Source organism: Cedecea sp. VD22 (assembly GCF_037150195.1).
Taxonomy (GTDB): Bacteria; Pseudomonadota; Gammaproteobacteria; order Enterobacterales; family Enterobacteriaceae; genus Cedecea.
The window spans coordinates 368,535-387,010 of sequence record NZ_JBBCPX010000002.1 but is presented as its reverse complement, the minus strand read 5'-3'; the positions used below and the strand labels follow the sequence as shown (position 1 = coordinate 387,010).

The 18,476-nt window shown below is 55.9% G+C and carries 17 protein-coding genes; 5 read left to right on the top strand and 12 right to left on the bottom strand.

All coding sequences use genetic code 11. The annotated features are described in order from the left end of the window. Window positions 1–3: 3 nt before the first annotated feature. Entirely contained in the window at window positions 4–900 is an 897-nt protein-coding gene (locus WFK85_RS07905) for an AraC family transcriptional regulator (RefSeq protein WP_336709605.1), read from the bottom strand. Between the two features lie 124 nt (window positions 901–1,024). Here WFK85_RS07905 and WFK85_RS07900 point away from each other — a divergent pair, with 124 nt between their 5' ends. Then, the gene (locus WFK85_RS07900) at window positions 1,025–1,912 is read left to right on the top strand and encodes an SDR family oxidoreductase (protein WP_336709603.1); all 888 of its coding nucleotides are present in this window, start codon (window positions 1,025–1,027) and stop codon (window positions 1,910–1,912) included. Between the two features lie 41 nt (window positions 1,913–1,953). On the opposite strand, the gene WFK85_RS07895 is transcribed toward WFK85_RS07900, so the two are convergent. From WFK85_RS07895 to WFK85_RS07875, 5 genes are all read right to left on the bottom strand, one after another. Further along, on the bottom strand, window positions 1,954–4,221 hold the full coding sequence (locus WFK85_RS07895; protein WP_336709601.1) for a TonB-dependent receptor domain-containing protein: 2,268 nt from the start codon (window positions 4,219–4,221) through the stop codon (window positions 1,954–1,956). A gap of 90 nt (window positions 4,222–4,311) precedes the next feature. Beyond that, entirely contained in the window at window positions 4,312–6,420 is a 2,109-nt protein-coding gene (locus WFK85_RS07890) for a S9 family peptidase (RefSeq protein ID WP_336709599.1), read from the bottom strand. 81 nt (window positions 6,421–6,501) lie between these two features. Next, complete coding sequence (locus WFK85_RS07885; protein ID WP_336709597.1) at window positions 6,502–7,290, bottom strand: cell envelope integrity protein TolA; 789 nt, start codon at window positions 7,288–7,290, stop codon at window positions 6,502–6,504. Between the two features lie 6 nt (window positions 7,291–7,296). After that, complete coding sequence (locus WFK85_RS07880; protein WP_336709595.1) at window positions 7,297–8,169, bottom strand: ChaN family lipoprotein; 873 nt, start codon at window positions 8,167–8,169, stop codon at window positions 7,297–7,299. Window positions 8,170–8,378: 209 nt separating this feature from the next. Further along, the gene (locus WFK85_RS07875) at window positions 8,379–9,176 is read right to left on the bottom strand and encodes an SDR family NAD(P)-dependent oxidoreductase (protein WP_336709593.1); all 798 of its coding nucleotides are present in this window, start codon (window positions 9,174–9,176) and stop codon (window positions 8,379–8,381) included. 117 nt (window positions 9,177–9,293) lie between these two features. Here WFK85_RS07875 and WFK85_RS07870 point away from each other — a divergent pair, with 117 nt between their 5' ends. Together WFK85_RS07870 and WFK85_RS07865 are read left to right on the top strand one after the other, a co-directional pair. Next, window positions 9,294–10,238, top strand: coding sequence for a helix-turn-helix domain-containing protein (locus WFK85_RS07870; RefSeq protein ID WP_166992991.1), 945 nt, complete (start codon window positions 9,294–9,296; stop codon window positions 10,236–10,238). A 71-nt stretch (window positions 10,239–10,309) separates the two neighbouring features. Continuing rightward, the gene (locus WFK85_RS07865) at window positions 10,310–10,849 is read left to right on the top strand and encodes a dihydrofolate reductase family protein (RefSeq protein WP_166992702.1); all 540 of its coding nucleotides are present in this window, start codon (window positions 10,310–10,312) and stop codon (window positions 10,847–10,849) included. A 99-nt stretch (window positions 10,850–10,948) separates the two neighbouring features. Here the strand turns inward: WFK85_RS07865 and WFK85_RS07860 are convergent, their stop codons facing one another. The 3 genes from WFK85_RS07860 to WFK85_RS07850 all read right to left on the bottom strand — a co-directional run bounded on the left by WFK85_RS07860 (window position 10,949) and on the right by WFK85_RS07850 (window position 13,250). Then, a complete protein-coding gene (locus WFK85_RS07860) occupies window positions 10,949–11,335 on the bottom strand; it encodes a hypothetical protein (RefSeq protein ID WP_336709591.1) in 387 nt (128 codons plus the stop codon). Window positions 11,336–11,416: 81 nt separating this feature from the next. Then, window positions 11,417–12,784, bottom strand: a complete 1,368-nt coding sequence (locus WFK85_RS07855; protein ID WP_166992699.1) for a PepSY domain-containing protein — start codon at window positions 12,782–12,784, stop codon at window positions 11,417–11,419. Between the two features lie 76 nt (window positions 12,785–12,860). Next, on the bottom strand, window positions 12,861–13,250 hold the full coding sequence (locus tag WFK85_RS07850) for a DUF2946 family protein (RefSeq protein WP_166992696.1): 390 nt from the start codon (window positions 13,248–13,250) through the stop codon (window positions 12,861–12,863). 260 nt (window positions 13,251–13,510) lie between these two features. On the opposite strand from WFK85_RS07850, the gene WFK85_RS07845 reads away from it, so the two are divergent. Together WFK85_RS07845 and WFK85_RS07840 are read left to right on the top strand one after the other, a co-directional pair. Next, window positions 13,511–13,786, top strand: coding sequence for a metal/formaldehyde-sensitive transcriptional repressor (locus tag WFK85_RS07845; RefSeq protein ID WP_336709589.1), 276 nt, complete (start codon window positions 13,511–13,513; stop codon window positions 13,784–13,786). A gap of 28 nt (window positions 13,787–13,814) precedes the next feature. Continuing rightward, window positions 13,815–14,933, top strand: coding sequence for an S-(hydroxymethyl)glutathione dehydrogenase/class III alcohol dehydrogenase (locus tag WFK85_RS07840; protein ID WP_166992693.1), 1,119 nt, complete (start codon window positions 13,815–13,817; stop codon window positions 14,931–14,933). Between the two features lie 75 nt (window positions 14,934–15,008). Here the strand turns inward: WFK85_RS07840 and katG are convergent, their stop codons facing one another. The 3 genes from katG to WFK85_RS07825 all read right to left on the bottom strand — a co-directional run bounded on the left by katG (window position 15,009) and on the right by WFK85_RS07825 (window position 18,468). After that, window positions 15,009–17,183: a catalase/peroxidase HPI gene (katG, locus tag WFK85_RS07835; RefSeq protein ID WP_166874122.1), complete on the bottom strand. Its 2,175-nt coding sequence runs from the start codon at window positions 17,181–17,183 to the stop codon at window positions 15,009–15,011. Window positions 17,184–17,446: 263 nt separating this feature from the next. Beyond that, window positions 17,447–18,004, bottom strand: a complete 558-nt coding sequence (speG, locus tag WFK85_RS07830) for a spermidine N1-acetyltransferase (protein ID WP_008459155.1) — start codon at window positions 18,002–18,004, stop codon at window positions 17,447–17,449. A gap of 65 nt (window positions 18,005–18,069) precedes the next feature. Then, entirely contained in the window at window positions 18,070–18,468 is a 399-nt protein-coding gene (locus WFK85_RS07825) for a DUF1283 domain-containing protein (protein WP_008459153.1), read from the bottom strand. Window positions 18,469–18,476: the final 8 nt, after the last annotated feature.

Here is an 18,476-nt window from a genome sequence, read left to right as displayed (position 1 = left end):
CCGCTAGCCTTTTGAATACTGCCGGGGTGAGCAGCCCATCACCCGCTTAAAAGCTTTACCGAACGCGCTTTCAGATTCATACCCCAATGCCACCGCAATACGCGCCAGGGAATCACCCGACTGGCGCAGCCTGTCGCAGGCCAGCATCATGCGCCAGCGCGTCAGGTAATCGATAGCGGATGCGCCCGTCACCGCTTTGAACCGGGCGGCAAACGCCGACCGCGACATTCCCACGCGCTCAGCCAGTTTTTCCAGCGTCCAGTTGAAAGCGGGCTCTTTATGCATGCAGGTCAGGGCCAGACTAAGCTGTTTATCCGCCAGCGCATACAGCCAGCCCACGGCGGGTTGCTGAGCTAAGTGCAGCCTCAAAGCCTGAATCAGCAGCATCCACGCGAGCTGCTGAATAATAAGCGCGCTACCGGGGCGAGGCTGGCGGACTTCATCGGACATTTGATCCAGCGCCCAGCGCATGGCGGCCTTACTTTCAGGTTTCTGAATGCAGACCACCGGCGGCAAAGAACTCAGCAGCAGATCGGCCGCTTCCCCGCTCAGCACAAAATGGCCGCCGACCAGGAAACAGCTTTCCTGCTGGCCGGGGACAACGTCAGGCCCCAGCTTGCCCGCCTGGCGCAGCGTGTAGAAATCTACAGGTGCGGCATCAAGCCCGGTCGCGAGGCAAAAAGGCGGCCCCGGCGGCAGGAGATAACAGTCCCCCGCCTGCAGCAGCAGCGGCTCGTTCATACCCTCAACCGAAAGCCAGCAGCGGCCTGACACCACGGCATAACACTTGATGCCGGCATGCTCAGGCCACTGAATGGCCATATTTTCATACAGCGCCACGCCGCCGGAGGCATAGCTCTGGGGTTTCAGCAGAGAAAGCAGTTCAGACAGCGGATCCATAGCAACTCCAGACGATGAGACCAAAAATGGCGACTTTTGAACATTGTTCGTCTTTCTTCCCCTGTTTACAGTAAATCCCGTCGGACGGCAACTCAGTCCTCAGTGACGTTTTGGGGTAATGACTATGCGTATTTTTGTCACCGGTGCGACCGGTTTTCTTGGCTCGGCCATCGTGCAACGGCTGCTCGCCGCCGGGCATCAGGTACTGGGGTTAACGCGTTCTCAGCGCGGAGCCGAGGCTTTATCAGCCTGGGGCGCAAAAGCACATTATGGCGATCTGGATGACCTCGCCAGCCTGCAGCACGGGGCAGATCTTGCTGATGCCGTGATTCACACAGCGTTTAATCATGATTTCTCTAACTTTGTCGCCAACTGCGAGGCGGACGGGAAAGTGATTACTGCCATGGGGGACGCGCTGGTGGGCTCGGTTCGCCCGATGGTGATCACCTCCTTTGTGGCAATGGGCGCCACTGAACCGGGCCAACCGGCGACGGAAGCGGGGTATAACCTTCAGACGCCAAACCCACGCAAGGCCACGGAAATTGCCGGTGCCAGCCTGCTTGAGCGAGGCGTTAACGCCTCTTTTGTACGCTTGCCGCAGGTGCATGACACCTTCAGGCAGGGGCTAATTACGCCGCTTATTGAGCTGGCTCGCGACAAAGGCGTGGCGGCATATGTTGACGAAGGCAAAAACCGCTGGTCGGCGGTGCATCTGAGCGATGCTGCCCGTCTGTATGTTCAGGCGGTGGAGAGAGGCGTGGCCGGGGAGCGCTACAACGCCGTGGCGGAAGAAGGGATCGCGACTAAAACGATCGCCGAAACGATCGGGCAGGGCCTTGGTGTGCCGGTACGCAGCATTGCCGCCGACAAAGCCAACGATCATTTTGGCTGGCTGGGAAATTTTGCCGCCCACGACATGTCGGCCTCCAGCGCCATCACGCAGCAGAAAACAGGCTGGCGGCCATCGGGACCTGGTCTGATTGAAGACTTGCAGAAGATGAAATACCGCTAATTACCCATCGCCCGGCCTAAAACCGGGCGATGGGCTGACAATCAGAAGCGAACTTCGCCACCAAAAATCCAGGTTCTGCCGCGGGCGGTATTCGCCCGGCTGGCGTCATCTCCAGGTCCGGGCATCATATTGAGCTTGTTCAGCGCCTCGGAGTAATCCCGGTTCATCAGGTTTTGTACCGTGAGTTTCAGCATCAGATTGCGGTTCACCTCATAAGTGCCGTAGAGGTCGATAATCGTCGGGATCTGCGGTAAATCCTCTTTAACGATGGCTCCGGTACGCTCATCGGTTTCGAAATCAGGCGACAGCCGCCGTGCTTTACCGGTGTACTTCACTATCGTCCCGAGGGTCAGAGCCTTATCGAAGAAGCGCACGCCGGCATCCAGCGTCATGTATTTCCGTGGCAGCTCGGTAATATCCCCCGCGCCAAAGTAGGTGCTGGCGATAGACGTGGGCTGGTCGGTCTGCTGCTGGCTGAAGGAGAGGCGACTAAAGGCGAAGCCTGCGTCGTAGTCCATCTCCAGCTCCACGCCGTGAGCGGTGACGCCGGTGGCCGAGTTCACGTAAATGTACATATTGTCGCTGTACTCGTCGCTGATGTCCGCCCAGTCATTGCCCAGGACCTCGGTCATATTGCATTTTCTACCGCCGGTGCAAACCTGATAAGACTCGCTGAAGATATAGTTCTGGATCCTGCTGCGGTAGGCCAGCGCCTTAAAGCGCAGCGAGTCCTGCTGAACGAGCAGATCTTTGGTGTCGATATTAAATCCGGCCTGCCAGGTTTCCGCAAGTTCAGGTTTTAAGAACGGGTTCATGGATGCGCCGCCGGAGTTGGAGAAAAACATCTCCTGAATATTTGGCGCACGCATCGATTTACTGTAGCCGACAAATGGCTGAAGCCACGGCGTAGCCTGGGCCGACAGCTGGACCGATGGGTTAAAACCACTTTCTCGTTGGTCAACGTCGTAACTTCCCTGGGGGACGCAGACAACGCGTTCGTCACAGGGCGGCTTATGCCCGGTAATTCGGTTGCGCGTGTAGTTGAGGTTAAGATCCGCCTGCCAGATACCGCGCGTCACCTGCAGCCCGGTGTATAACGCCGAAATATCCTGCCGCCCGGAAGGTGCGAATGGATTGTTTTCTATAGCCTCCTGGTTGGTTTTCTCATCCCCTGCGGCGGCATTAATAAGCCTGGTGTAACGGGTGCGCATTAGCTTACTGCCCAGCGTAAACGCCAGATCGTTATCGCCCAGGCTAAAACGGCTGGTATTGTTTATATCCAGCGCATCGGAACGGTTTTGCGCGGAGGTGCTGTAAAAAGTAAACAACGAATCATCCCGGTATTTCTGATCGCCGCGGCTGGTGCTGGCCGCGACGTTAAAATCAATTAGCTCAGAGAACGGGGCATAGTGATATTTAATATAATAATCGTCGCTGGTGATGTCCCGGCGGGAGAATCTATTTTCATAGGTTCTCGCCGACAGTTCGACACTATTAAATTCGTTGGGCTTAATATCCATTTTATAAAGCTGGGATTTCGGGTTCTGCTTCATGAATTTATCGTAACCAAACTCTTCACTATTAATGCCTGAGCCGTTCGAGAAATTAGAATAAATAGAACTGCCGCTGATGGCGGCCATTGCGCCCAAGCTCCCTGTGTCGCTAAAGGCGTCTGTTCTTCCGGCCGTCGCAATCATCCCGCTGCGCCCGATCCCGTTGCTGCCCACCGAGAAGCGCGACCGCAACCCGTAATCATTCCCCTTAAAAATCACGTCATCGACGCCGAGGGTGCGCATGTTTGCGCTGCCGGCAAGGGCGTTGATTCCCGCGGAACCACTGCTGTCCCCACGCGTAACGTCCACGCCGACCAGGAAATTCGGGTCGATAAGCACCCCGGCCTGGTTGTTAGTGGAGCCGTGAACGGTAGTGCCGGACGTTGTGGTGCCGTAAAAGCTTTGGGTAATGCCGTCCACCATTGTGTTAACCCGGCCAAAACCGCTCATCCCGCGAATGTTCACGCTCACCGTCCCCTGGCCAGGATCGATTTGGGTATAGGTGCCAGGCATACTGCGGAGCGTGGCATCCAGAGATTGCAGGTTTTTATCCGTGGCGCGGGAGCTGGTTGCGCCAGGTTTTTCCAGCGCCTCTTGTTCGCGGGTAATATTTCCGGCGGAAACATTAAGTGGGCTAAATACCGCCGAGCCTTTTTTGTCCCCGTTAGTTATTTCATCACTATTTTTTGCCAATCCGCTGGCGCTGAGCAATAACATGCCCGAGCCGAGAGTTACGGCCAGTTTATTAACGTTCATACGTGTCCTTGAAGTATTGTAATAAAATAAAAGTTATTTTAATTATTATGTTGCCTGAGTAGGCCTTCCCATTAAGGGAAGGCTTCCAGGTTAGTGCTGTTTATCTGCCTCCAGAATAAAACTGTATTCGAGGGCGGTATTCTCCAGGCGTTTTATTCGGCCTGATTTACCGCCGTGCCCGGCCTGCATCTCGGTCATCAGAAGGATTTTGCCGGAGCCCCGCTGGTTTTCACGCAGCTTCGCGACCCACTTTGCTGGCTCCCAGTATTGCACCTGCGAGTCGTTGAGGCCGCTGGTCACCAGCAGATTTGGGTAGTGCGAAGGCTTAACGTTGTCGTAAGGACTCCAGGATTTGAGCCGCAGATAGTCCGTCTTACGGTGTGGGTTGCCCCATTCGTCATATTCTCCCACCGTGAGCGGCAGGGATTCGTCCAGCATGGTTGTCACCACATCCACAAACGGCACCTGCGCCACCACGGCATTAAAGAGTGTGGGCTGCTGGTTAATCACGTTGCCCATCAGCAAGCCGCCAGCGCTTCCGCCCATGGCGTAAAGTCTGCCAGCCTGCCCGAAGCCCAACTTAACCAGGCCGTGGGTTGCATCGAGAAAATCATTAAAGCTGTTGGGCTTGTTTTCCAGCTTCCCTTGCTGATACCAACGCTGGCCAAGCTCACCCCCGCCGCGAACGTGCACAATAGCGAACACAAAACCGCGGTCCAGAAGGCTGAGTCTGTTGGCGCTGAAGGCCGGATCCATGCTCATTCCGTAGGCACCATAGCCGTAAACCAGCAGCGGGCTGTGGGCCGGTTTGAACATTTTTTTGTTATACACCAGCGAGACGGGCACCTTCACGCCGTCGCGGGCGGCGATCCAGATCCGCTCGCTGTGGTAATTCTCCGGCGAGGTGTTATTGACCTCCTGGCGTTTTAGCAGGGTACGTTCGCCGCTGGCCAGATCCCATTCATAAGCGCTGGTGGGCGTGGTCATCGAAGAGTAGCCATAGCGCAGCTTGCCGGCCTGTGGCTCCGGGTTATAGCCGAGCCAGGCCATATAGCTGGCGTCATCAAACTGTAGCGTCTGCTCACTGTGGTTCAGCCAGTTAATCTTGCGTATCTGGCTCAGCCCGTCCCGGCGTTCAGCCACCACCAGCCAGTCTTTAAATAGGGTGAATCCTTCCACCATTTTATTGGGTTGGGGCGCAACCACTGCCAGCCATTTGTCGCCGGGTGCGTGGCTTTTATACAGCCCAAAATTGGCGCTTTCCTGGTTTGCACGCAGGTAGAACTCTCCCGCAAAATGGTCGAGATAATATTCAATCCCCGGCCTGCGGGTGACGAAAAGTACCGGGGGTGTTTCGGGTTTATCCGCATCGATCAGGCGGGCTTCTGATGAGGTGCTGGCACTGAGCGTGATGATTAAATAGCGGTCCGAAGCCGAACGGGAAAGCCCAAGATAATAGCCGCCGTCAGCCTCTTGATAGACCAGCACGTCCTCGGCAACAGGCGTGCCGGGACGATGCCGCCAGACCTGCGAGGGCACCAGGGTTTGTGGATTATTGCGGATATAAAACAGGTAGCGCCCGTCATTAGACCACACCATATTCCCGGAGGTGTTTTCGATCGCATCCGGGAGCCATTTTCCGCTGTTCAAATCGCGCAGCGAAAGGCGATACTGGCGGCGGCCCGTTGTGTCCTCGGCAATCGCCATCATCTGATTGTCCTGACTGACGACCAGGCCATTTAGCTGGTAATAGGCCTGGCCTTTGGCACGCAGGTTGCCGTCCACCAGCGTTTGCCAGTCACCTTCGCCCCCGACGAGCTGCCGCTGGCTGACGGCGTATTCTTGCCCGGCCAGATAAACATCCTGATAGCGATAACCGTTTCGCTGGAAGGGTACAGAGCGGTTTTCCTGGCTCATTCGCGCCACCATTTCCCGATACAGCGTGTCCGTTAACGCTGCGGACGGCTTCAGTACCTCGCGGGCGTAATTATTCTCCTCCTCAAGATGACGCAGCACTTTCGCGTCGCTGCGGCTGTCATCCCTGAGCCAAAAATAGTTATCCACGCGAACATCGCCATGCTCAATAAGCTGGTGGGGAATTTTGGGCGTAGCCGGGGGCTGCGGCGCGTCGGCGATTGCCCAACGGGCAGATAGCGAACAGACGAGGAGCAGCGGGGTGGCTTTCCATAGTTTTTCCATGAGGCGTCCTTAATGTCGGGCGATGGAGCGCCCTGCCGAATATTCAGCATAAAGTTAACGTTCAGGTTGTGGGGCTTAGCGCTAGCTTCGGCTAAGTTCCGTCAGGTCGAAATTGATTGGCATTGTGACGTTATACACGCCTCCCTTTAAGCGCTCGACGGGCGGTTTCGGCAGCGGCTGGGCACGTTCTAAAACGGCCACGGCTTCCCGATCAAGCGAGCGCGTTCCCGATGAACCGGTTAGAGAACTGGCAACAACTTTGCCCGCAGCATCCACGGTAAACGTCACCACTGCGATGCCCGTTCTGGCACGCTGACGGGCGTCGCCGGGGTAGCGTTTGAAGCGGTTGAGATGGCCTTTGACCCGGCTCTCCCAGCTATCCTGCTGGCTGTGTTGTTTCTCGGCATCACTGTGGTAAGGCGCGGCAATACGCGAGGACACCACGCTGGGCTGAGGAGCGGCATTGGTCGAGATGGCCGCCTGGCTGCTGTCGCTGGTTTGCTCCCTGACGTTGCGCGGTGGGCGAGGTTTTTTCTTTTCACCTTCGGCAGCTTTTTTCCGACGAGTGACTTCAATCACCGCATCTTTGGCTATCGGCAAAGGCTGCTGTTGCTTGTCTTCAGCCTGCTGCTTTTCTTCTGCTGCCGCTGACTCCTGCTGGGCAATGCCCACCGGAAGCGGGACTGGTGTCGGCGGGGCTTCGATATCGTCGGCCCATTGCAGCATCACGGCGGGCGCAGGCTCCAGGGCAGAGGGCGTGTCAGACACCTGCCAGATTAGCGCTAAAAAAAGGCCTCCGTGGAGAAGCAGAGACAGCGTAAAACCCGTGCCGCTTCTGCCCGCCAGAGAAGGCGTCAACGTGTCTGTCATCGACGGTTACCGTTTTGCCGGAGCAGGCGCAACAAACCACACATAATCAGCCTGCTCTGCCGTGATAGTCATGCCTTTTTCCGCCAGCATCAGCACTACCGGCTTCGAGGCGGGAGACAAGTCCTCCATATGCAGCGGCACGCCGATGCTCCTGGACGCATGATATCCGCCCGCAATCAGTAAAGCGGGCGTTGGGGCGCTCAGCAACTGTTGGGCCATATAGCGATCGCGCTGCTGCTGAATCGCCAGCATTGACGTCAGCTGTTGGCCTTCGATGTTGCCCCCGTGCATGGCAATAATCGTTTCTTTCAGCGCGGCCTGTACGGCGGGCGCGGTTGATTTTTTCCCTTCCGGGAAGCGCGGGTCTTTATAAAGACGCATTATCTCATCGCGGTTGATATTGGCGTTGAGTAAAGGTGAGGGCGCGCGCAGGGCTTCGGTCACGACGCCGCCATACATCTCCCACGGCCAGCCTTTCTGCCAGTGAAGCAGTTCCTGATTGCGGCTGTCCCGCACCTGCGGCTCCTCTTTGAGCCAGGCCTTCACCTGGGTGACGCGCGGCTGTTGGCTGGCGGTTAGCATCTCCAGCAGGACGCTGCCCTGAGGGCGCTCTTTTTGCAGATTCTGCAGTAGCCAAAGCTCAATCTGGTGATGTTCGGCGTTATCGTGCTTTTCGCCGACGATAAGCCGCTGAGCGCTGGCGAGTTTGGCCAGCAGCTGTCGTTCTGTCAGCGTTTCGCCACTTTGTAAATCAATGATTTGCCCATGCGTGACGGCGACATGGCTTGCCGCTTGAGGCGAGGGAGGGGTTTGGCTGCAGGCGCTGAGGCCCAGGCTGGCTAACGCTATCAAAGACGTAAGGATCAATTTTTTATGCATATCTTTTGCCCGGAGGTAGCCTTCACTGGCTGTTAGTCTTGATGTCGATCAATTTACCGCGGGCAGGATGTTAACAAATAAAATATTTAAATGATACTCATTATCATTTAAATATTCTTACAGGCAGGTGATTTGAGCGACAGTTAGCGTTGATAACAGCAAAAATGCCGCCTGAGGGCGGCATCTGTAGAGCAAAATAGCGTGATTGCTTAGCGAGTGTAACGCGGCGCTGGCTGAGAAGCGCTCAGATGCGAGCTAATCACCCGGCGTTCAGCCTCCCAGTTATCCCATTCGTGGCCATCCTGCAACGAAGGAATGGTCACCTTTTCACCGGCATCAAGGCCGACCAGCGCGGCATCCACCATATCTTCGGTACTCATCACCCAGCTTTGCGGCAGATTTTCGTGCCCGCCCACGCCGGCAATATTCCAGAAATCCGTGGCCGTGGCGCCAGGCAGCACGGCCTGAATGCGCACGCCGGACTCCGCCAGCTCCTGCTGCAAAGAGTGACTCAATGCCAGCACGAACGCTTTACTGGCCCCGTAAACACCGTTCAGCAATTCAGGGGCAATAGCGACGACCGAAGCAATGTTAATAATGGTGCCGTGCCGGCGGGCAGCCATTGCCGGGGCCGCCGCATAGGTCAGGCGAGTTAACGCCGTCACGTTGAGGTCTATCATCGCGGTCATTTCATCCACGCTGGCTTCCAGCACGCTTTCTTTTGAGCCAAAGCCCGCGTTATTCACTAGCAGCGTAATAGACTCGTCGTTTTTTAGCCGCGTTTCGATCTGCAGCAGCTCTGTCGCGTTACCCAGATCGGCGGGAACAACCTCCACCGATTGCCCGCTTTCTTCACGAATGCGCCGGGCGACCTGGTTAAGACGGTCCGTGTTGCGAGCCACCAGAATCAGGTTATAACCGCGTTTAGCCAGGCGGGCCGCGTAGACGGCGCCGATCCCGCCGGATGCCCCGGTGACGAGGGCTGTGCCTGTAGATGTGTTGCTCATTGTGTAGCTCCTGAAAAGGGGGTTAATTGACGAAAGCAACATTAACACTGGCTTTTTGTGTCTCAAATGTCATATAAACGTCTTTTTATGACATCATCAATCACGGCGGTCTGCCACATGCAAAAGGTCGGTTTTGTTGTTACCCCCGGGTATTCCACCATGGGATTCGCCGTCATTACGGCATTTGAAGTGGCTAACCTGATGGCGAGCGAGCCGGTGTATGAGCTGCATTTGCTGTCTGAGCAGGGCGGCGGGGTGCCTACGTCGGCAGGGTTTGAGGTGATGACTGAGCCAATGGCGGATACGCAGTACGATCTCCTGCTGTTCGGCGCCACGATGGAACAGGCTTCCCCCGCGACGATTGATTTTGTTCGCCAGGCGGCGGTCTATGCGCGCCGCGTGGCCGCCGCCTGCCTCGGAACCTTTTTATTGGCCGAAGCCGGGTTGCTTGAGGGGCGGCGAGCCACCACGCACTGGATGTATGCGCGAGATCTGCAGCAGCGTTTTCCGGGCATCAGCGTGGAAGAAGATAAGATTTTTATTTGCGACGGGCCTTACTGGACCTCTGCGGGGATGACGGCGGCCATCGATCTTGCGCTGGCGCTGATTGAAGACGATCTTGGGGCTGATATCGCCCGCACCATCGCCAGGAAGCTGGTGCTCTATCATCGGCGCGCCGGTGGGCAGTCTCAGTTTTCCTCCCTTCTTGAACTGGAGCCTAAATCTGATCGTATTCAAAAAGTGATGACTTACGCCCGCGCACACCTGGAAAACGCCTTGAGCGTGGAAGAGCTGGCGGCGGTGGCGAATTTATCTCCCCGCCAGTTTAGCCGCAGCTTTCAGGCTGAAACCGGCCAGTCGCCCGCTCGCGCGATCGAACATTTGCGCCTGGAGTCCGCCCGTATGCTGCTTGAAACCAGCGCCCGCTCCATCGACGAAGTGGCTCGGCAAACCGGGTTTGGCGAGCGGGACAGAATGCGCCGGGCGTTTCTTCGCGCCTACGGCCAGCCGCCGCAGGTAATACGCCGCCAGGCGCGAGGAGATGAAGAACCGCAAGCCTAAAATTGGCAGTGGCGATGTGTGTTTATCTCTGTATTATCAGGCGGATAATTGTCTGACAGAGAGAGAAAAGTATGGCCAATTTAGTCTATTACGTCGCCGCGACGCTGGATGGTTACATTGCCGATCGGCAGCATCAGCTGGACTGGCTAATGAACTTCCCGCTGGGGGATGACGCCACGCCATACGATGAGTTCTATCAGACCGTTGGGGCGGTGATCATGGGGGCGGAAACCTACAGCTGGATTCTGGAAAACTCGCCAGAGGCCTGGCCCTATGCCGATGTCCCGGCATTTATCGTCACGCATCGTTCGCTATCGGTGCCTGAAGGGCAAAACATCACGCGGGTACAGGGCGAAGCCGTCGACATTATCGCGCAAGCCCGCGAAGCCGCCAAAGGCAAAGATGTCTGGCTGGTAGGCGGAGGTAAAACTGCCGCCTGGTTCGCCGAAGCCGGAGAGCTGCAGCGCCTGTTTGTCACCCAGATCCCGGTCGTTATCGGGGCCGGGATCCCGCTGCTGCCGGTGAGCCAGGCGTTGAGTTTTTCTACAGTGAATCAGCGCGTGCTAAAGAGCGGGGCCATCGAGTTTATTGCTGATGTAAGTAAGCTGTAGAAAACTATTCAGGTGATAAATTTATTTTTTGCTGCTTTCGCCATCTTTGCGAACGATGGCGTAAGGCAGCCAATAACGGTAGCAACCCAGGATGGGTTTTTACTTCCGATATAAATTGCCCTGGCCCGACCTCGCTCGCCCCCAGATTTCTTCATCCGTCAGCGTGGTTTCAATTAGCTCGATGGGGGCACCATTGTCGTTAATGACGGCCACGAAAAAGTCATCAATGGGTTCATAAGGCCCCAGGATAACATCCTCTCCTTCGATAGCCTTTGACAGATTATCAACTTTGAACGCCACGTGTGGCACGGTTTTTAGCAGAGGATGCAGCGGTGATTCATCGGTAAATCTGTGCCACTGGACGCGAAATTTACCCGGATTATCGGCGGTGTACATCCCGGCTTTTTCACTGTAGGTGCCTTCAGTCAGACTATCCTGCAAAGGAATGCCAAAATGATGGAAGGTGTAAGTTACGTCAGGCTTCATGTTGCCTCGCTGATTGGTTTCGTCACTGTTTTCGATACAGCCCAGCCATTGAGCTAGCTGGGCTGAATACGTATTTTGCCATTACTCCGTTTGGCGCGCGGCAGAAAAATCGTTGGCCCGACGCCAGCGAAACACATCGACTCCGATAAACATAAGCAGGCTAATGCCGAGTACCGGCATGGCAACACCGAGCAGAATCGCAATAATCAGAACCGATACTCTTCCTCGGAGGGATAAATCGTACCAGCTCTGTGTCAGCGTCAGGAGCGGATTGTACCTGGCCGGCGTGGGACGACGTATCCACCACAGGCGGTAGCCAATGACAATCATTACACATAAGCCTGTACCGAAAGCAATCAACAGCAATTGATTAGCCAGGCCAAACAGCACGCCCATATGGATGTCTACGCCCCATCGGGTCAGCTTTGCCATCAGGGGAAACGTTTCAAATCTGGTGTGGTCCACGACTCGCATCGTGGCAACATCGATAGCCACAGCGTCGACCTGAGTCGGCCAGCCGCGATCAATTTCTGTCACAGTCCAGGCTTTGTCGTGACTTCTGGCTGGCCTTATCTCGATAGCGTTTGCATCAATCCCGACGCTTTGTGCTAACTGACGCGTTTTATCAAACTGGGAAAGGTCCGGCGACATATCCATGTTCATGGGCATAGCCATACCGGCATGATGCTCTGCATGCGGGTCCTGAGCACCGTTTGTGCCGCTGAGTTGCGTTTTAAGCTGGGGAGTTTCCCAGTTTAATGCCGCTCGCAGCAGATCCACATTGCCGCCTGCCCACTGCGACCAGGTTAAACCGGTGACAGAGAACACCAGCATACCTGCCAGCAGTAACCAACCGAGGGTCACATGCCAGCGGCGGGTACGCTGGACAAGATTATTCATTCGGCGTTTGGGGCGGGTATAAAACCAAAGTGCGATCCCGCCGCAGGCGACAATCCACATCCACGAGGCGGCTAATTCACTGTAAAGCCTGCCTGCGGAGCCTAATAACAGAGAGCGATGCGCATAATCAATCCATTGCCGCAGAGGCAAAATGCCCGAGGTGCCATAGACCGTCATGTCTCCCTTTACGGCCAAAGTGATGGGATCGATGAATATAGCCCTGCTTTCTGACGTTCCCAGGCCCGACGCGTTAAACATTACTCGGGTTGTCACGCCGGGGAGTATTCCCGGACGAACGGCGTAGAGCGGCAAATGCTCGCCCGTGACTTGCCTGGCCACGGCAATCTGTTCAGCAAGCGAGTGAGCTTCACCGCTTGTGTTTGCCGTTAGCGCATCATGATAAATAAACTGCTCCAGTTGAGGCGTGGCAACGTAAAGCGTGCCGGTTAGCGCTGCTACAAAAATAAAAGGCCCTACAAATAAACCAATAGCAAAATGCAATCGACGCAGAAAATTTATCCAGGCCGCGCGCGGGGTGCAGGTGGTCATACTTTTCCTTAATACAAGCAAAACGAAGTTATGGCGTTAAAACGCCCATATTTTATTTTTCAGCAGGTAAAGTCGTTTATGCCGGAGGCGCGCGAGGATGAGGAAAAAGCCAGGCAAAGAAATGCCGTATTTCGAGTAAAGGCGATGAGGGTTGAAAGCCCTGGAGCAAGAAAAGAGTATGAAGTGGAGTAATTAACTCTGGCTGTAAGCCTGGCATGTGCGACATTAGCACACAGTAACCGCAGGCCTCAGCGTGATCGACGGGCATCAAAACCGGTTTATGCCCGGCGTGGTGCTCATGCATTTCCATCATAGGGTGATGCATCATGCCTGGCATCATCGCCATTGGCGATTTCTGCAGAGAAATCGAGACGAGCGGCGCCAAAACGATCAGGGCAAGCGCAAACAGCGCCAGCCCTGTGGCGATAACTCTGCTACGACCACGATAAAATTGATTCTCTGCCATGCTCCCCCCAGAATGCCGGAGGAGTGTAAATGATTTGAAGCGGTGAAGTTAACAAATGTTGTTGGTGCTGGCGCTGGCCTGCCGTTTCTTCAGATCAAAAAGAAGAACCGCCCAGGGTGTATGGCGGGCACATGAACCCCGATAGATTCGCTGAGTTTGTTAAATTTTCTCAACCAACTGATAATTATATAAAATATAAAAATTATCAATAACCTAAAAATTACGTTACTATACCCCCCTACAGTATCAAAGGGGCGGTTATGCCACACTCTCCGGAAGACAAAAAACGTATTTTGACCCGCGTCAGGCGCATTCGCGGCCAGGCCGAGGCGCTTGAGCGCGCGCTGGAAAACGGCGATCCGTGCCTCGCCATTTTGCAGCAGATCGCGGCCGTTCGCGGGGCAGCCAACGGCCTGATGGGCGAAATGATGGAAATTCATCTTAAAGACGAGCTGGTCACCGGCGACACCTCCGAAGAGCAGCGCACGCTGCGGATGGCGGAAGTCGGGAATTTGCTGCGCTCTTATCTAAAATAAAAACACCCCCACCAAAAGGAACAAAACAATGAAATCACGTGCTGCGGTGGCCTTTGGGCCGGGTAAACCTTTGGAAATTGTGGAAATCGACGTTGCACCCCCGCAAAAAGGTGAGGTGCTGGTGAAAATCACCCACACCGGCGTTTGCCATACCGATGCTTTCACGCTGTCCGGCGACGATCCGGAAGGCGTATTCCCGGCGGTGCTGGGCCACGAAGGCGGCGGCATCGTGGTGGAAGTGGGCGAGGGCGTGACCAGCCTGAAGCCGGGCGACCACGTTATTCCGCTCTACACCGCAGAATGCCGCGAGTGTAAGTTCTGTAAATCCGGCAAAACTAACCTCTGCCAGGCCGTTCGCGCCACGCAGGGCAAAGGCCTGATGCCGGATGGCACCACCCGCTTCTCCTACAACGGTGAGCCAATTTATCACTACATGGGTACCAGCACTTTCAGCGAATACACCGTAGTGGCGGAGATCTCTCTGGCTAAGGTCAACCCTCAGGCGCCACTGGATAAAGTGTGTCTGCTTGGCTGCGGCGTGACCACCGGCATCGGCGCGGTGCACAACACGGCAAAAGTGAAAGAGGGCGATACCGTGGCGGTATTTGGCCTCGGCGGGATCGGCCTGGCGGTGATTCAGGGCGCGGTGCAGGCTAAGGCCGGGCGAATCATTGCCGTTGATACCAATCCGGAGAAATTCACCCTCGCGCGTGAAATGGGCGCCACCGACTGCATTAACCCGAAAGATGACGAGAAGCCGATTCAGGATGTGATCGTTGAGCTGACCGACGGCGGCGTGGATTACAGCTTCGAATGTATCGGCAACGTGAACGTGATGCGTTCCGCGCTGGAATGCTGCCACAAAGGCTGGGGCGAGAGCGTGATTATCGGCGTGGCCGGGGCGGGGCAGGAAATTAAAACCCGCCCATTCCAGCTGGTGACTGGTCGCGTCTGGCGTGGCTCAGCGTTCGGGGGCGTTAAAGGCCGCACTCAACTGCCGGGCATGGTAGAAGATGCAATGGCGGGCAAAATCAATTTGGATCCGTTCATTACTCACCGCATGCCGCTGAACAAGATCAACGAAGCGTTTGACCTGATGCATGAAGGAAAATCGATTCGCACCGTGATCCACTTCGGCGAAGAGTAAGCAGTAAAAAGGGAAGGCGAAATGCCTTCCCATATAGCGTTAAACCAGGGGGAGGCCAAAAGCCTCCCTTTCGTTTTACTGCTGTAGGTCGAAACGGTCGAGATTCATTACCTTTGTCCATGCGGCGATAAAGTCTTTGACGAACTTCTCTTTGGCATCCTGGCTGGCATACACTTCCGCCAGGGAGCGCAGCACGGCGTTAGAGCCAAAGACCAGATCGGCGCGGGTGCCGGTGTATTTTACTTCTCTGCTAAGGCGATCGCGGCCCTCAAACACTTCGGAGCCTGCGTCAGCGGCTTTCCACTCGGTACGCATATCCAGCAGATTGACGAAGAAATCATTCGTCAGCTCACCCGGACGAGAAGTCAGCACGCCGTGCTGGCTTTCATCGTAGTTAACGCCCAGCGCGCGCAAACCGCCGATTAAGACCGTCAGCTCAGGAGCCGTCAGCGTCAGCTGCTGCGCCTTGTCGATCAGCAGCGCTTCGGTTGAGGTGGCATTCGCAATGCGGCGATAGTTTCGGAAGCCGTCAGCGGCCGGTTTCAGCAGCTCGAAGGACTCGATGTCGGTCTGCTCCTGAGTGGCGTCCACGCGCCCCGGCGTGAACGGTACTTTGCTGTGGCTGGCCTTCTCAATGCCTACCACGCCGGCCAGCACGATGATGTCCGCCAGCGACGCTTTGCCGGATGCCTTCTGAATTGCTTCAAGCACAGGCAGAGCACGGGCCGCCACGGCGTTCACTTCCCAGCCGCGCTGCGGAGCAAGTGCCAGCCGCGCCCCGTTGGCACCGCCGCGTTTGTCCCCTCCGCGGAAGGTTGAGGCAGATGCCCATGCCACCGAAACCAGCTCGCTGACGGACAGGCCGGAATCCGCAATCGCTTTTTTCAGCGCGTCGATATCGGCGCTGGACGGCGCGTGGGTAGCTTTCGGCAACGGATCCTGCCAAATCAGATCTTCTTTTGGCACTTCCGGGCCGATGTAGCGCGCTTTTGGCCCCATATCGCGGTGCGTCAGTTTATACCAGGCGCGGGCGAAGGCTTCGTTGAAGGCCTGCGGATCGTTCAGGAAGCGGCGAGAAATTTTCTCGAACTCTGGATCGAAGCGCAGCGTCAGGTCAGTTACCAGCATCGTTGGTTTGCGTTTTTTGGACGGATCAAACGGATCGGGAATGATATCCGGGCCGTTGGTCGCCTCAAACTGAATGGCGCCTGCCGGGCTGCGGGTTTGTACCCAGTCGTAGCCGAACAGGTTTTCGAAGAAGTAGTTGCTCCACTGGGTTGGCGTTTGCGTCCAGACCACTTCGAGGCCGGAGGTTATGGCATCCGCGCCGACGCCGCTATTGTAGCTGTTTGCCCAGCCAAGCCCCTGCGCCTCAAGCGGAGCATCTTCCGGGTCTGCGCCAACGTGGGTGGCGGCTGCAGATCCGTGGGTTTTACCGAGCGTATGGCCCCCGGCAATCAGGGCGACAATCTCTTCGTCGTCCATCCCCATGTTACCGAAGGTGGCGCGAATAGCAGGCGCTGCGGAAAGCGGGTCGCCGCTGTGCTCAGGGCCTTCCGGGTTGACGTAAATCAGACCCATTTCGGTCGCACCGAGCGGAGCCTGTGCCAGAGATTCCGGGTGGCGGTGTTCAAGCCACTCTTTCTCAGCCCCCCAGTTAACGTCGAGATCGGGTTCCCAGACATCTTCGCGCCCGGCACCAAAGCCGAAGGTGCGGAAGCCCGCATTTTCCAGCGCCACGTTACCGGCGAGAATAATCAGGTCTGCCCAGGAAATTTGCTGACCATATTTTTGTTTAATGGGCCAAAGCAGGCGACGGGATTTATCGAGGCTGACGTTATCCGGCCAGGAGTTAAGAGGCGCAAAACGCTGTTGACCGCGTCCGGAGCCACCGCGACCGTCGCGGGAGCGATAGGTTCCTGCACTGTGCCACGCCATACGGATAAAGAGACCGATATAGCTGCCCCAGTCGGCAGGCCACCAGGATTGAGAATCCGTTAACAGCGCTTTGATGTCGCCTTTCAGGGCGTAATAATCGAGTTTGCTAAATTCTTTGCGGTAGCTGAAGTTTTCATCCAGCGGGTTGGAGCGATTGGAGTGTTGATTCAACAGGTCGACGCGCAACTGGTGCGGCCACCAGTCCTGGTTGCTGGTTCCCTCGCCGGCAATGTCCGTGCTCTGGCCGTGGTTAAATGGGCACTTTCCTGCGCTCGCTGAGGAAGCATTGTGTAAGTCAGTAGAATTGCTCATTTTGCTCTCCGTTATATGTATGCCCGATAACGATAATCTGTACGATCAATAATTAATATCTGGATGGGCCTACGAATTTGATAGCCGTTGCCTTTTAAACGCAAAATTTTACAGCCCTATTATTTTAGTTCTGATTGAGTGGTTTGCAGGAAAAACCCGTCTGATTGTCTGGAAAATAGACGAAGCGGCAAGAAGGCTGGCGGGAGAAACAGGGAAGGACAGATGAACGCTCACGCAGGGCGGCATTCATCTGTGAAAAGCGGTTACTGAGCCGTCGGCTTCAGCAGGGTTTTTTCCGGGGTTTTCTGCGCCAGGAACTGCTGCTGGAAGATGCACATCCGAATGGCATCGCGGTACTGACCGTTAATGAAGAACTCGTGGATCAGCTCGCCTTCCACGATAAAGCCCAGTTTTTTATAAATATGTACCGCTTTTTCATTCTCTTTATCGACAATCAGGTAGAGCTTATAGAGATTGAGCACGGTAAAACCGTACTCCATGGCCAGTTTGGCCGCGCGCGAGGCGAGCCCTTTGCCCTGGAACTCCGGCGTGATAATTATCTGAAACTCCGCCCGGCGGTGGATGTGGTCGATTTCGACCAGCTCAACCAGCCCGGCATTCACGCCGTTGCAGTCGATGACAAAGCGGCGCTCGCTCTGATCGTGAATATGTTTGTCATACAGGTCAGACAGCTCCACGAAGGCTTCGTAAGGCTCTTCAAACCAGTAGCGCATGACGCTGGCGTTATTGTCCAGTTGGTGGACGAAGCGGAGATCTTCGCGCTCAAGCGGGCGAAGACGAATAGGCAGTTCGTTACTCATAGCAGATCCTTGCGCTGATGATGGTGAGGCTTCTTAAGCAGAAGCCTCGTTTGAGAGGGGGACTATTATGGATTGATCGCGCGGCCGGTGCGGCGATCCAGGCAGCGCAGGGTGTTCGGCTCCCAGTAGGCGTTCACGTTGGCGCTCTGCTGGCATTTGTCGAAGGTATCCTGGGCGGCATCTTGTTTGGCCCAGTCTTTGTCTCCGCGCGCCGACTCACGGTCGAACACTTTTTCGTTATGGCGGTTGATCTTCTGGCGCAGGGTACGGGTGTCATTCCACTGCTCTTTTTCTTCCGCTGCGCGCTGGCGGGTCAGGGAGTTCTCCTGACCACCGACGCCGTTCGTTCCGCCCGGAACAACGATCACGTTAGTATCGGCCTGGGTTGGCATAGAAACCATGAATGCAGCTCCCAGCAAGGCTAACGGCATCCATGACAAAGACTTACGAAGGATTGAGTTCATTGCGATTT